A 12,832-nucleotide genomic window follows, 5' to 3' on the forward strand; every position below is an offset into this window, starting at 1 on the left:
TGCCTGATTATACTTAATCAGGCTATTCTCGGACAGCCTCCTAGGCAGTATCAATGTTGACCATGTGCTGAGGGTTGACTGTTTTCCAAAGCCAGGTCAAACCATTACTGGCTCATCGTATACCATTATGGCGGGAGGCAAGGGTGCTAATCAGGCGGTAGCCTGTGCCCGTCTTGGCGGAAACATTCATATGATGGCAGCCATTGGTGCGGATGATCCGGGGCGGGAAATAGTGCAGCAACTGAGTGATGAAGGTGTTGATACGACGGCAATTTCAGAAATAGTGAATACGGAAACCGGGGTTGCGCTGATTTTTGTTAACGACAACGGCGAAAATATTATTGGTGTCTCAGCAGGTGCCAATGGTTGCCTGAGCGAACACCGTATTGAGCAGAACCGGCATCTTATTGCTGATGCGAATTATCTGCTTATGCAACAAGAGGTTCCGGAGCCTGTCATTCTTCAGGCTGCTCATATTGCCCGGGAAAATAACACCGCCATTGTTCTGAACCCTGCACCGGCCAGATATGCTATTGATGGCCTACCGCCTGTGGATTTGATTACCCCAAATCAGACGGAAGCTGAAATGTTAACCGGCATTAAAATCTCAGGCATAAATTCTGCCATACAGGCTTCTGCCATACTGCATGACCAGGGTATTACTGATGTTGTGATCACCATGGGGCAGGGTGGCGCCTATCTATCGTCAATGACATCAGGCCAGCCTGAGGGGCTGGCCGTTCCGGGGTTTCCGGTTAAAGCAGTGGATACAACCGCTGCCGGTGATACCTTCAATGGTGCGTTGCTGGTGGCCCTGGCAGAAGGAAAGTCTCTGGAGGACGCTGTTTTTTTTGCTAATGCCAGTGCGGGTCTTTCCGTTATGAGTGCTGGCTCTCAGGCGTCCATTCCCTATCGTTTTCAGGTTGAGGAGTTCATTCAGTGCGATCGGGAAATTGCCGATGCGGTTGCCGTCTCACCTATCTGACGATTCTTGTATTTCTTTGATTTAAATAGTTAATACGGATACTCTGGAAGCCTGACGTTTATTGCATGGTTATAAAGGAACCAGCCTGTTTGTTGGCTGGAAGAAGGTGGCGTATGCAAAATCAGCTCGACCAATTAAAAAAAATGACCAAGGTTGTGGCCGATACCGGTGATATCGAGGCCATTCGTCGATACCAGCCGGTAGATGCGACGACCAATCCGTCACTGATTTTAAAAGCTGCTCAGCTACCGGCGTATAAAACGCTCCTGGATGAAGCCGTTGCCTTTGGACGCAGCCATTCTGGCAACCATGGCAAAGACAAAGCGGAAAGTGCCCGTTATGCCTGCGACTGGTTGACTGTTGGTATTGGTAAAGAGATCCAGCAGGTAGTGCCGGGCCTGGTTTCAACGGAAGTGGATGCACGGCTGTCATTTGATACGGATGCGACGATTCAAAAGGCCAGACAACTGATTGATCTTTATCAACAGCTGGGGGCAGATAGTGAACGAGTGCTGATCAAAATTGCCTCTACCTGGGAAGGTATCAGAGCGGCTGAAGTCCTGGAAAAAGAAGGCGTTCGCTGTAACCTGACCTTGCTGTTCAGTTTCGCCCAGGCCCGGGCCTGTGCCGATGCCGGTGCCTATCTGATCTCACCCTTTGTTGGCCGGATTCTGGACTGGTACAAAAAAGCAGAAGGTAGAGACTTCTCAGCGTCAGAAGATCCGGGCGTTCAATCGGTTACCCGTATCTACAACTATTATAAGCAGCATGGCTATAAAACCATCGTGATGGGAGCCAGCTTCCGAAATACCGGTGAGATTATTGAGTTAGCAGGCTGTGACTGTCTGACCATTGGTCCGGATCTTCTGGACCAGCTGGAATCATCAGACAAGCTGCTGGAACAAAAATTGTTTGCTGACCCTTCCGTTGTCTCACCGGGATGTCGTGATGAAAAAGTGGTTCTGGATGAGGCTGCATTTCGCTGGGCGATGAACGACGATGCCATGGCGACAGAAAAACTGGCCGAGGGCATCCGGAACTTTACTGCTGATCAGATTAAGCTGGAAAAACAGTTGCTTGATGCACTCTAAAAGGAAAGCACTGTACTGATAAACCCGGTAAAAAAATGCAGGGTTGTATACGCTATCAAATAGATACGGATAATAGCCTTGAGATTGATCGATAGAACGTCCGGCTGTATCACCTGAGCAAAGTCTGGTTGATGCTTTCAGATGATTGGCCCCGGACACCGGAGGTCGATGGCAGTTGAAAGTCCGGGGCAGGAAGGTAATTACATTTTGTAACTGTTCAGCACCCCCACATAAATCTGGAATTTTCTGATTTTTATACCATCCTCTTAAGCACCATTTTTCCACAATATTCGCCAGCATGATTCCAGAACTACCCGCAACTATGTCGGCTGAGATTCTCTTGAAAGAGAATGCAGAGCTGCGGATGAGAGTTGCCTGTCTGGAAGAGCGATGTCGAGAATTGGAAGAAAAGGTTGGCAAGAACAGTCAAAACAGCAGCAAGCCGCCATCGTCTGATGGTTATCAAAAACCTTGTAAAAACAGTAATTCTCCAGATCATTCTGACGACCTTTCCGCAGATAAAGGTACCGATCCATCGGATGAAAAACCCAATCCTAAAAGTCTGAGACAGTCTTCTGGTAATAAAGCCGGTGGAAAGAAAGGGCATCAGGGCACTTGTCTTAAACAGGTCGATATCCCTGACTATATTGAGTACCTTCCGGTTAAAGAATGCAATAAATGTCAGGCGTCTCTTCTTGATAGTGAGCCGGTCAAATATATTGAACGACAGGTGTTTGAACCAGGGAGACCGGGTGAATTTGAAGTAACGGCCCATAGAGCTGAAGTAAAAATCTGCACTTGTGGTTGTCGGAATCAGGCTGAATTCCCGGAAGGTGTTACCGCTGCCGCACAATATGGCTCAGCCACACAGGCTATGGCCGTCTATCTTAACCAATACCATTTCCTGCCTTTTAAGCGCGTGTCAGAGTATTTTAATACTCTCTATAAAATGAGTGTAAGTGCAGGCACTGTCGCCAATTTTGTGGCCAGAACCTATGAAAATCTGGCTTCTACTGAAGAGGTTATTCGTGACGCCTTGCGGGAATCGTCTGTTGCCGGAGCCGATGAAACGGGTATGCGGGCCGAGGGCTCTTTGCACTGGCTACACGTTATGCGGGATGAACAATGGACGCTCTACTACTTGTCTGAAAAGCGAGGTCGTGAGGCCATGGACACGATGGGCATACTGCTAACATTTGCAGGCGTTCTGGTTCATGATCATTGGAAATCCTATTTTGCATATGCGGCAACTCACGTACTTTGCAATGCCCATCACCTGAGGGAGCTTTTGGGTGTTGTTGATAGGGACAGCAATCAACTGGCGTTGCGATTGATGAAGCTACTGAGGCTTTCCTGGCATTACTGCAAGGGCTTTAAGACCATAGGTATGCTACAGATGCCAAGTGTTGTCTGTGAACGAATCGAGAAGATTTATGACCGGTTGCTTCAGCGGGCTCTAATGAAAGAAGTCGTCTATATGGAGAAGCAACGAGAGGAGCTTAAGCGCAAGAAAGTCAAGAATACTAAAGCTTACAATCTCTTCAAACGACTCACTGAGTTCAAGGCTGAGACACTGCGCTTCATGTCAGATTTTACCATTCCCTTCGATAACAATGGCAGTGAGCGGGATGTTCGAATGGCCAAGTTAAAGCAGAAAATCTCAGGCTGCTTCAGGAGTGCAGACGGTGGTTCTATGTTTGCACGGATTCGCAGCTATTTGTCGTCTGCCAGAAAACAGGGAATGGACATATATCAATCACTTCATAGAGCTGTTCGGAATTACTGTAATATGCCTTTGCTCAGTGCTGAATAGTTACTACATTTTTTTGGTTGCCATAGTAATGCGGGAAATACAGGTAGGCCTGCCCTGTTCATCCTCAATTTTGATTTCCCATACCTGAGTACTGCGCCCGATATGAATTGGCCGACTTGTGCCGGTCACTTTGCCCGATGTCACAGAGCGCAGATGATTTGCGTTAATCTCCAGGCCAACGCAGTAGGTTCCGTCCTCACAGCTCAGGTTCGCGGCAATGCTGCCCAGTGTTTCCGCGAGAACCACAGAGGCTCCACCATGAAGCAGCCCCATGGGCTGAATGGTTCTGCGATCAACTGGCATGGTGCCACGCAGAAAGTCATCGCCAATGTCGGTAATCTCAATACCCACATGGTCGCACATATTCTCCCTGAACACCGCTGATTCAGGGTTAAAAGGTCTTTTCCAGATCGACATCCTGGTTCTTTTCTCCTCGTTAATTGAGAGATCCGGTTACTGGTTAGATCCGGTTTCGCAAGCCCAGCTGATCCGGGTGAGGATTCAGGTAGGTTTGTCGTTGAATGTATTCATTTCCATGACTTTCGATGAAGCATCGAAGCATGGACATTGGTGCAATAAGAGGCACCATTTCCTGACGGTACTCTTCAATCAGCTTGAGAAGCTGGTTCCTCTCTTTGCCATCGACGCTCTTTTTAACATATCCGAGAATATGCATCATGGCGTTGGTGTGAGATTTGCGGTTGGCACGTCGTTTAAGGGCGCTCATAAAGCTGAGCAGATATTCCCCCAGCAATGCTTCAAGAGACACTTTGCTGCCTTTGGCCACAACTTGGCCCAGTAATTCATACCCCTGGGGATAATGAGCCATGATCATATACTTGTGGGTAGCGTGAAAGTCGGCCAGTGCGGCATAGGATGGTGCTGCCAATACGGTTTTTTGCCAGCAATCGTAGGCGTAAACGCGGGTGAAAAAATTTTCACAGAGAATCGGGTCGTGAAGTCTGCCCTCTTCTTCTACGGGCAGCAGCGGGTTTTTCTCCATGAATGCCCGGGCATAGGCCCCGGGAGCACTTTCACCCAGTGGATGGCCATTTTCATGGTATACCTTAACCCGTTCCATTCCACAGCTGGGCGACTTTTGCATCAGAATATAGCCACCGATATGCGCGAGTTGTGAAGACATCTGATGGCCATACTGCGTCAATGCGTCAGTGACATCCAGGCTGGCATCTTCAGTACCAACTACCCGGACTTCCAGTTGTTTGTCCGGCGCAGACGATGAGCTTTGTCCGGATATTTGCGATGTTGCAGCCAACTCCCCGACCAGGCGAATAGGTTCTCTCGGAGTCCCCAATCCTATGGCCATTTCCGGGCAGACCGGCTCAAAATGGAAGAAATTATCCAGGGTGTTTACGCAAAATGATGAGCGCTTGTGCCCCCCGTTATAACGTACTTTATGGCCTAAAAGACAGGAACTGATACCCAGTGTGATCTGTTTTTCAGGCTCGGGCAAGGTAACAATAGCCACTTGTTGTTCTCCACTTTACGTTAAAAACACAGTACTAACGAATATTGCCGGTTACCAGCAGTTTCTGGTTTATTTGATCAGGGAACTTTTGACTATCTGAGCACACTAATACCCGCAGAGGAATTTGTGTAGCCTTTGAAATCATTATCTATTTGCAACAGGTTGCAGCTTAAAGCACTTTTCGCCGTTGCCTGATCATCAGGTCGTCTGGGTTGAGATTTTGTCTGTTAAGTTATTGGCGTAATTTTTCTGTATTATGATGGCAATCGCTGTTCTTGATATTTACATCAGTAAATCAGTCAGTTGTATTAATCAGGCTATCTATTTAGTGAGAACTTTTAAGATCATCTAACTGTCCAAATGTCGGCGCAATCGTTTAATTGGAGTTAAGTTTCTGGAGACTGTTTTACCGTGCTGATTGTTACTGATACGCCCCGTCTAATACTCCGTACCTGGCAACTACAGGATGTGGATGCATACTCTGCTCTGCTGGGCGAAGCGCCTGCCCGTGCTTCAGATGCCATGGCGACAGAGCCCGGAAGTCTTGCAGAAACGGAGCTGTGGCGCTATCAGGTTGAGCTTGATAAATGGGGATGGTCTCGTTGGGCGGTGGTATTCAAGGAGAATAATCAGCTGATTGGGTACTGTGGCTTTTCCCCCTATGGCAAGCATATTGAAATGAGCTGGCGTTTTTTACCCGCTTACCGTGGTCAGGGGTTAGTACTTGAAGCTGTTGAGGCCGTGACGCAATTTGGGTTTAACCAGTTGGGCATAGAAGAGATTATTTCTTACATCACACCCAGTAATGAATTTGCCCAAGGTGTCATGCAGCAACTGGGAATGACCCTTGACCGCTTCGAAGGGTGGAGTACCTGTACTGTTGCGCGTTATCGCATACAATCGCCAATATGAATTATTGGCTGAAAACAGCTCATCTCATATAGTTGCAGCACAATTTTTTTGCACCATTATCAGTGCTTCTACTTATTTCCTTCCAGTCACTATTTTTTTTGAACCCATGAGCAATAGCAGTATCGACACCCTGAGTAGTTGGGAACGGAAAATTATCGTCCGACTACAATCCTTGAATCATAACCATGATGACGATTCCCACGACTTTTCCCATTTTCAGCGTGTCTGGAAGACTGCGCAGCAGATAATGGATCAGGAGCCAATGCCTGTGAATCGTCTGGTTGTTCTGGCTGCCTGCTACTTCCACGATATTGTGGTTTTGCCCAAGGACCATCCTGAGAGGTTCAGGGCATCGTCGCTCGCTGCCCTGAAGACCAGAGCTTGCCTTGAGGATATGGGATTTCCCTGTGAATTGATTGAGAACGTATGTCACTCAGTAGAAAGTCACAGCTATTCCGCCGGTATTGTACCCGAAACGATCGAAGCAAAAGTGGTACAGGATGCTGATCGGATGGAGGCTCTGGGGGCTATCGGGCTGGCCCGGGTTTTTTATACCTCAGGCCTCCTGCGGCGGAAAATGTTCGACCCTGAAGACCCGCTGGCGAAGCATCGGGGGCTTGATGACCGTGAATACGCTCTGGATCACTTTCAGGTAAAACTGTTAAAACTGTCAGAAACCATGCAGACAACTGCCGGACGCAGGATGGCAGAGCGGAATTCTGATTATCTCAGGGAATATATGGACAAGTTACTCAAAGAACTGGATGGTGATTACACCTGACAGGGCCTCCGGTACTACTTTTTCGGGAGAGGCACCTTCATCATCCCGGCTCCGGCGATAGAAAGTCCCTCCTGAATCCTGTCTACCAGCTGCCGGGTCTGAGCAATATCACCAAGTGTTATTCTCAGGCCTTTGTGTCCGCTCTGGTCAGACCTGGGGCGAACAAGAATGCCATGGCGGCGCAAGTGCTGTTCGATGACATCAGGATTATCCGGAAATGCCCAGATAAAATTAGCCGAACTGGGCCAATAGGGAATGGCCTGTTGATCAAGGAACTGCTCAAACAACGGTTTGGATTCTTCCATGACTTCCCTGACGTACTGATGGGTATACTCCGGGTGATCCAGGGCGGCACTGATGGCAACGGCGGCAAACTGGTTAACATCATAAGGACCACGAATATTCAGTAATGCACGTATATTATCAGGGTGGCTGATCACGTAGCCCAGCCGAATGGAAGGCAGGCCCCAGGTTTTCGAGAAGGTGCGTGTGATCAGAATATTCGGGTATTCCATCACCGCATCAGCGACAGTTTCCTGAGAATATTCAAAGTAGCACTCATCAACCAGCAGGGCGATATCCGGTGCGGATCTGGCAATGGTCAGAATATCGTTACGATGTATTCGGGTGCCGCTGGGGTTATTGGGGTTTGCGATGACAATCAGCCGGGTTTTGGGTGTGATTGCGTCCAACAGGGCGCTAACCGGGAAGCCGGTTTCCCGTGTGTATTCAGGCTCAACAACGTTCAGCTTGGCAATTCTGGCACATTGGTGGTACATCGCGAAGGTCGGAACCGGGATGATGATTTCATCGCCTTCGGTACAGGCGGCACGGATAATGATGTCAATTCCCTGGTCAGACCCATTGGTGATCATTACCTGGGGTTCATTGATGCCAGCATAGTCGGCAATTTTCCGGGTCAGGTCGCCATAGGATGGATAAACCTGCAAACGATCCTCACTGATGTAGTTTATCAGTGCCTGTTTGACATGCTCACTGACGGGCCGTGTTCTCTCATTGAAGTCCAGCAGCAGATGGTGATGAGGGTTTCTGCCTTCAAGCGGTGGCACATAAGCGATCATCTGAATGATGTGGGACTTGAAAATATTCATTTGCGTTTCCCTGATCCATCTGTTGTTGTCGGTATCTGGAGAGCACGCAGTATAGGGCAGAGTTCCCGGGTGAAGCTATCAGAAAGATGCCGGGTCCGTTAAATGGCCTGGCCTGATATACTAGTCAGTTTCCTGACAGATATCCGGACTTCCGATAAATGGAAAAGGTATTAGAACTTCTGGCTGATGGCGGTTTTCACTCAGGTGAAGCTCTGGGTAGTGTATTGGGCATCAGTCGCACAGCAATCTGGAAAAAGCTGAAAATGCTTGAGCAGCTGGGTCTTCAGATTGATTCAGTCAAAGGCAGGGGGTACCGGCTGCATCCCGGGATTGAGCTGCTGGATAGTGAACGTATTCTCCATGCTCTGGACCCATCTGTCCAAAAGGCAGTCGTTGTCCATACTTGTTTGAAAACAGGGTCTACCAATGATCTGGTCAGAGCGATTCCAGTTGCCGGTCCCTTAATAAAAACGGTGTGCCTGGCAGAATATCAGTCCAACGGCCGTGGACGTCGGGGCAGATCCTGGAGTAACCCGTTTGGTTCTACCATCAGTCTGTCTGTGCGCTGGTTTTACCGTGCGGGTATGGCATCCCTGGAAGGGTTGAGTCTGGCGATTGGGCTGGGTGTACTGAAAGCGCTTGAGCGTTGCGAAGGTAGTCATCTCCGGTTGAAGTGGCCTAATGATGTGTTGTGGAGCTCTGCAAACGGTTTTAAGAAACTGAGTGGAATCCTGCTGGAAGTTCATGGAGATCCTACCGGAGATTGTGAGGTGATCATCGGTATTGGCGTCAATATTGCCTTGAGCCCGGAGCATATCAACAGTATTAACCAGCCGGCAGTGGATATGCAACGTGTCTGTGGCTCCACAGTGAGTCGCAACCGGGTAGCCAGTGAGCTGATTAATGAGTTGTGCCGTACCCTGGATATCTTCAGCCAACAAGGGTTTGGCTATTTTAAAGAACAGTGGGAGCAATATGATGCATTTGCCGCGCAGGATGTTGTCCTGGACGCGTCGGGCAAAACGGTTTTTGGCGTGGCTTCAGGGGTTAATGGCCATGGTGGACTGTTATTGAAGACCGGTGAAGGCATGATTATTTTCAATGGCGGTGAGGTTTCGTTAAGGGCGATGACACCTGAAAAGCGCCGGTGTGGTAAGAGCGAATAAAATGAGAATTCTGGAGCTGGATGCAGGCAATAGCCGATTAAAATGGCGACTTCTGAATAAGGGCCTGATCACTTCCCATGGCTTTCTGGCCAATAGCGAAGACTGGCAGTGCGAGCTGCCCGGGCTGTTGGATCAAATCGGGCAGATTGATTCTGCCAGGGCATCCATTGTCTCTGGTGATGAGCGTTTTGCGCTGCTCAGAGCTGCTGTTGATCAGCATTTTAATGTATCCCTGTTAAAGGCCGAGGTTAAAGAGCAGTGGCGAGGGGTTCAGGTCGCTTATCCTGGCCTGGGGGTTGATCGTTGGTTGGCTATGCTTGCTACACACCATGTGGATGGGGCTGAGAATAATAAAGAGCGCTCTAATAAATTAATTGTGAGCTGTGGCACAGCTATTACCATTGACCTATTGAGCGGTAGTGGTAACCACCTGGGTGGATATATTGTGCCGGGGGTTGGCTTGATGAAGAGTATGCTGCACAGCAAGACGGCTCAGCTTCCTATGGTTGAAGCTGATGCGTTAACGATGATGCCAGGAGCAAGCAGCGCTGAGTGCATCAATAACGGTATTCTGGCCATGGCCGTATCGATGATAAATACACAACAGGCACGGTATAAAGCGGTTGGTGGAAAGGGTGGAAAGGGTGGAAAGGGTGGAAAGGGTGGAAAAGAGTGTACGGTTTATCTCACGGGGGGGGATGCTGCTTTGATTCAGCCGTATATCCAGAGTGAGTGTTACCATCATCCCGCATTGGTGATGGATGGTCTGGCACTGGCTTTCGAAGAGGAGGGGCAGGGTAACACCGTTAGATAAGATGCGTTTGACTGTGATATTTCTTGTGTTTGCCAACATCAGTTACTTTGCCTGGGGGTGCTGGCAGGAGTCCAGGGTCGGTTACTGGCTCCCTGAGAGTGATGATGCGTATACAGAAGCCTCTGGTGAGCGACTGGTTTTGTTAACTGAAACTGATGATTATCTTCAGTCTCTTCGGAATCAGGCTGAGGTTCAGCCTGCGTTGAACGCATCACTTGATTCGCAGAGGACTGTCCGGGAGTGTCTGATTGTCGGGCCTTTTGCCAATGTGGTGGAGTTAGACGAACTGCAGCAGCGCCTCTTTGCTATTGGTGTCAGTAGTAAAGAGCGTGCGGATGAAAACAGTCAGCAGGAAGATTACTGGGTTCATATACCGCCACTGGCCAGCAGGGATGCAGCGACACGGCTGTTAAGAGAGCTTCAGGCTCAGAGGATTGACAGCTTTGTGATTACTCAGGGTGAGCTGGCTAACGGGATATCGCTTGGGCTTTTTTCGCGCAGTGAATCTGCAAAATCAGTAGGTCGTCGTTTAATGGATGCAGGGTATGATGTTGCGATCAAGTCTCTGCCCAGGGTTCCGGAACAATGGTGGCTAGAGATGGATGCTGCAGCAGGGGGAAAGTTGAGCGAGTCATTCTGGGATAAAGCAGCTGACCAGTTTCCTGAACTGGAAAAGTTAACAACGACCTGCAAGAAAAATGCAGGATAGAAAAAAGTGAGGTAAAAGCATTGCAACGGACCAAGAGTTTCTCTAGTATACGCCTCGCTGCTCAGGGAGACAGTTAGCCAGACCGGGATATGAAAGGTAATCAGTAAAACTGGATTGTCCTCAAAAAAAGGTTGGCTTGACAATCATAACTTCCTGAATAAAATGTCGCAGCATCTGGTGGGGTTCCCGAGTGGCCAAAGGGATCAGACTGTAAATCTGACGCGAAAGCTTCGCTGGTTCGAATCCAGCCCCCACCACCAGATTGTATTTCCTGGTATTGAGCGGCTCATGGTAGGCATTCTTAATGCTTGGAGACTGATGGCTTCTTTTGTATTCTTTATTGGGTGAATGGAAGCTTCTGCATAAACAAAGGTTTGTTTACGCGGGTATAGTTCAATGGTAGAACCTCAGCCTTCCAAGCTGATGATGCGGGTTCGATTCCCGCTACCCGCTCCAGTTTTTTCTTTACTTATTTGTTTCTAATAATTGCTCTTATAGCTCAGTCGGTAGAGCGCATCCTTGGTAAGGATGAGGTCACCGGTTCAATTCCGGTTAAGAGCTCCATTTTTGAGAGGCATTAGTCTCTTTTTTTTCGGATTCTGATCGCTTTTTTGCATTCGTTAAGTTGCAATGCTTTTCAGATCGGCTGATGATGATTATAATTCGTCAGTCCTGAGTTCAGGGTGATAAGGATTTAGGCCAGTAGTTCAATTGGTAGAGCACCGGTCTCCAAAACCGGGGGTTGGGGGTTCGATTCCCTCCTGGCCTGCCATTTCCAGTGATCAAGCTCTTGTGGTGCTTGTTCTCAAAAGTCTTTTAAAGGTCTTTATAGAAAGCCTAGATAGAGAAAATCAAGCTGATGAGTGGAAATTCTGAAATTGCGACTGCGGGTCGTCTGGATGGTCTCAAGTGGGGCCTTGTGGCGTTTCTGGTCGCTATTGCTGTTTACGGTAATTATTATTTCTCTGCTGAGTCCATCCTGCTCAGGGTTGTTGGCCTGCTGGTAATTGCTGCGGTAGCCGGGATTGTTGCTTTGCAGACTGTTAAGGGTGGTGCCTTCTGGACGCTGTTGAAGGATGCCAAAACCGAGATTCGCAAGGTTGTCTGGCCTACTCGTCAGGAAACAGTGCAGACCACGCTAGTGGTTGTTGCTGTCGTGTTGGTGATGGGTCTTGTTTTGTGGGGGCTCGATTCTCTGCTAGGCTGGATGGTCAGCAGCCTGATTTGATAGGGACAGGACATGGCGAAACGTTGGTATGTGGTTCATGCCTACTCTGGATACGAGAAGCAGGTGTTGCGCTCTTTGAATGAGCGTATCAAGCGTCTTGGTATGGAAGAGTATTTTGGTGAAATTCTGGTGCCTACCGAGGAAGTGGTAGAGATTAAGAACGGCCAGAAGCGCAAGAGTGAAAGAAAGTTCTTTCCGGGCTATGTGTTAGTCCAGATGGAAATGAACGAAGACTCCTGGCATCTCATTAAAGATACCCCTCGTGTTATGGGCTTTATTGGTGGTACAGCCGATAAACCGGCGCCGATCACTGAGAAGGAAGCAGACGCGATACTTCGACGTGTGCACGAAGGTGCAGAGGCTCCAAGACCCAAGACGTTGTTTGAGCCTGGTGAGATGGTTCGTGTTATTGAAGGTCCTTTTGCCGACTTTAATGGTGTGGTAGAGGGTGTTAACTACGAGAAAAGTCGTCTTCAGGTTGCGGTAATGATTTTTGGTCGCTCAACGCCTGTAGAGCTTGAGTTTGGCCAGGTCGAAAAAGTTTAAGCTGATCGGATTGATCTTGTTGCCCCGTTTTCCAGTTCTGGTAGCGGGGTTTTGTATTTTCAGGGGATGGGATCTGAGGTAGGGCTGTGTTCTTTTCTCTATTTGCTTTTCCCTTGTTTTTGCTCAAAAGAGATAATTGTGAAAATTGCAATTGTCTTAAGTGTTTTTGCGCTGGTGCTTTCGGGA

The 12,832-nt window shown here is 48.6% G+C and carries 13 protein-coding genes and 4 tRNA genes; 14 read left to right on the forward strand and 3 right to left on the reverse strand.

Features of this window, described 5'->3' with window-relative positions:
• Positions 1 to 49: 49 nt before the first annotated feature.
• From rbsK to MJO57_RS06200, 3 genes are all read left to right on the forward strand, one after another.
• Entirely contained in the window at positions 50 to 985 is a 936-nt protein-coding gene (gene rbsK / locus MJO57_RS06190) for a ribokinase (RefSeq protein WP_256493326.1), read from the forward strand.
• 113 nt (positions 986 to 1,098) lie between these two features.
• On the forward strand, positions 1,099 to 2,076 hold the full coding sequence (gene tal, locus MJO57_RS06195; protein ID WP_252023786.1) for a transaldolase: 978 nt from the start codon (positions 1,099 to 1,101) through the stop codon (positions 2,074 to 2,076).
• 298 nt (positions 2,077 to 2,374) lie between these two features.
• Positions 2,375 to 3,889, forward strand: coding sequence for an IS66 family transposase (locus MJO57_RS06200; RefSeq protein WP_252017330.1), 1,515 nt, complete (start codon positions 2,375 to 2,377; stop codon positions 3,887 to 3,889).
• 3 nt (positions 3,890 to 3,892) lie between these two features.
• Here the strand turns inward: MJO57_RS06200 and MJO57_RS06205 are convergent, their stop codons facing one another.
• The gene (locus MJO57_RS06205) at positions 3,893 to 4,306 is read right to left on the reverse strand and encodes a hotdog fold thioesterase (protein WP_252023787.1); all 414 of its coding nucleotides are present in this window, start codon (positions 4,304 to 4,306) and stop codon (positions 3,893 to 3,895) included.
• Positions 4,307 to 4,349: 43 nt separating this feature from the next.
• Positions 4,350 to 5,378: a DUF523 and DUF1722 domain-containing protein gene (locus MJO57_RS06210; protein WP_252023788.1), complete on the reverse strand. Its 1,029-nt coding sequence runs from the start codon at positions 5,376 to 5,378 to the stop codon at positions 4,350 to 4,352.
• Positions 5,379 to 5,789: 411 nt separating this feature from the next.
• On the opposite strand from MJO57_RS06210, the gene MJO57_RS06215 reads away from it, so the two are divergent.
• Complete coding sequence (locus tag MJO57_RS06215) at positions 5,790 to 6,290, forward strand: GNAT family N-acetyltransferase (RefSeq protein WP_252023789.1); 501 nt, start codon at positions 5,790 to 5,792, stop codon at positions 6,288 to 6,290.
• A gap of 106 nt (positions 6,291 to 6,396) precedes the next feature.
• Positions 6,397 to 7,071, forward strand: coding sequence for a phosphohydrolase (locus MJO57_RS06220; RefSeq protein WP_252023790.1), 675 nt, complete (start codon positions 6,397 to 6,399; stop codon positions 7,069 to 7,071).
• A gap of 14 nt (positions 7,072 to 7,085) precedes the next feature.
• On the opposite strand, the gene MJO57_RS06225 is transcribed toward MJO57_RS06220, so the two are convergent.
• Complete coding sequence (locus MJO57_RS06225) at positions 7,086 to 8,183, reverse strand: histidinol-phosphate transaminase (protein WP_252023791.1); 1,098 nt, start codon at positions 8,181 to 8,183, stop codon at positions 7,086 to 7,088.
• A 158-nt stretch (positions 8,184 to 8,341) separates the two neighbouring features.
• Here MJO57_RS06225 and birA point away from each other — a divergent pair, with 158 nt between their 5' ends.
• The 9 genes from birA to nusG all read left to right on the forward strand — a co-directional run bounded on the left by birA (position 8,342) and on the right by nusG (position 12,646).
• Positions 8,342 to 9,349, forward strand: coding sequence for a bifunctional biotin--[acetyl-CoA-carboxylase] ligase/biotin operon repressor BirA (birA, locus tag MJO57_RS06230; RefSeq protein WP_252023792.1), 1,008 nt, complete (start codon positions 8,342 to 8,344; stop codon positions 9,347 to 9,349).
• A 1-nt stretch (position 9,350) separates the two neighbouring features.
• A complete protein-coding gene (locus tag MJO57_RS06235; RefSeq protein WP_252023793.1) occupies positions 9,351 to 10,163 on the forward strand; it encodes a type III pantothenate kinase in 813 nt (270 codons plus the stop codon).
• A gap of 1 nt (position 10,164) precedes the next feature.
• Positions 10,165 to 10,872 (forward strand): SPOR domain-containing protein, encoded by a 708-nt coding sequence (locus tag MJO57_RS06240; protein WP_252023794.1) that lies wholly within the window; start codon positions 10,165 to 10,167, stop codon positions 10,870 to 10,872.
• A gap of 176 nt (positions 10,873 to 11,048) precedes the next feature.
• A tRNA-Tyr gene (locus tag MJO57_RS06245) sits at positions 11,049 to 11,132 on the forward strand.
• Between the two features lie 122 nt (positions 11,133 to 11,254).
• Positions 11,255 to 11,328, forward strand: a tRNA-Gly gene (locus MJO57_RS06250).
• 32 nt (positions 11,329 to 11,360) lie between these two features.
• Positions 11,361 to 11,436: transfer RNA gene (locus MJO57_RS06255), tRNA-Thr, on the forward strand.
• A 132-nt stretch (positions 11,437 to 11,568) separates the two neighbouring features.
• Positions 11,569 to 11,644 (forward strand) — tRNA-Trp (locus MJO57_RS06260).
• Positions 11,645 to 11,731: 87 nt separating this feature from the next.
• Positions 11,732 to 12,100 (forward strand): preprotein translocase subunit SecE, encoded by a 369-nt coding sequence (gene secE, locus MJO57_RS06265; RefSeq protein WP_252023795.1) that lies wholly within the window; start codon positions 11,732 to 11,734, stop codon positions 12,098 to 12,100.
• Positions 12,101 to 12,112: 12 nt separating this feature from the next.
• Positions 12,113 to 12,646 (forward strand): transcription termination/antitermination protein NusG, encoded by a 534-nt coding sequence (gene nusG, locus MJO57_RS06270; protein ID WP_101748382.1) that lies wholly within the window; start codon positions 12,113 to 12,115, stop codon positions 12,644 to 12,646.
• The last annotated feature ends 186 nt before the right edge of the window (positions 12,647 to 12,832 follow it).

It is taken from the genome of Endozoicomonas sp. SCSIO W0465 (genome assembly GCF_023716865.1).
Taxonomy (GTDB): Bacteria; Pseudomonadota; Gammaproteobacteria; order Pseudomonadales; family Endozoicomonadaceae; genus Endozoicomonas.

Bases quoted from the DNA above. Each gene is read 5' to 3' on its own strand.
- birA (WP_252023792.1), top strand. From the start codon at position 8,342: ATGGAAAAGGTATTAGAACTTCTGGCTGATGGCGGTTTTCACTCAGGT.
- secE (WP_252023795.1), top strand. From the start codon at position 11,732: ATGAGTGGAAATTCTGAAATTGCGACTGCGGGTCGTCTGGATGGTCTC.
- MJO57_RS06205 (WP_252023787.1), bottom strand. From the start codon at position 4,306: ATGTCGATCTGGAAAAGACCTTTTAACCCTGAATCAGCGGTGTTCAGG.
- tal (WP_252023786.1), top strand. From the start codon at position 1,099: ATGCAAAATCAGCTCGACCAATTAAAAAAAATGACCAAGGTTGTGGCC.
- nusG (WP_101748382.1), top strand. From the start codon at position 12,113: ATGGCGAAACGTTGGTATGTGGTTCATGCCTACTCTGGATACGAGAAG.
- MJO57_RS06235 (WP_252023793.1), top strand. From the start codon at position 9,351: ATGAGAATTCTGGAGCTGGATGCAGGCAATAGCCGATTAAAATGGCGA.
- MJO57_RS06225 (WP_252023791.1), bottom strand. From the start codon at position 8,183: ATGAATATTTTCAAGTCCCACATCATTCAGATGATCGCTTATGTGCCA.
- MJO57_RS06240 (WP_252023794.1), top strand. From the start codon at position 10,165: ATGCGTTTGACTGTGATATTTCTTGTGTTTGCCAACATCAGTTACTTT.
- MJO57_RS06200 (WP_252017330.1), top strand. From the start codon at position 2,375: ATGATTCCAGAACTACCCGCAACTATGTCGGCTGAGATTCTCTTGAAA.
- MJO57_RS06220 (WP_252023790.1), top strand. From the start codon at position 6,397: ATGAGCAATAGCAGTATCGACACCCTGAGTAGTTGGGAACGGAAAATT.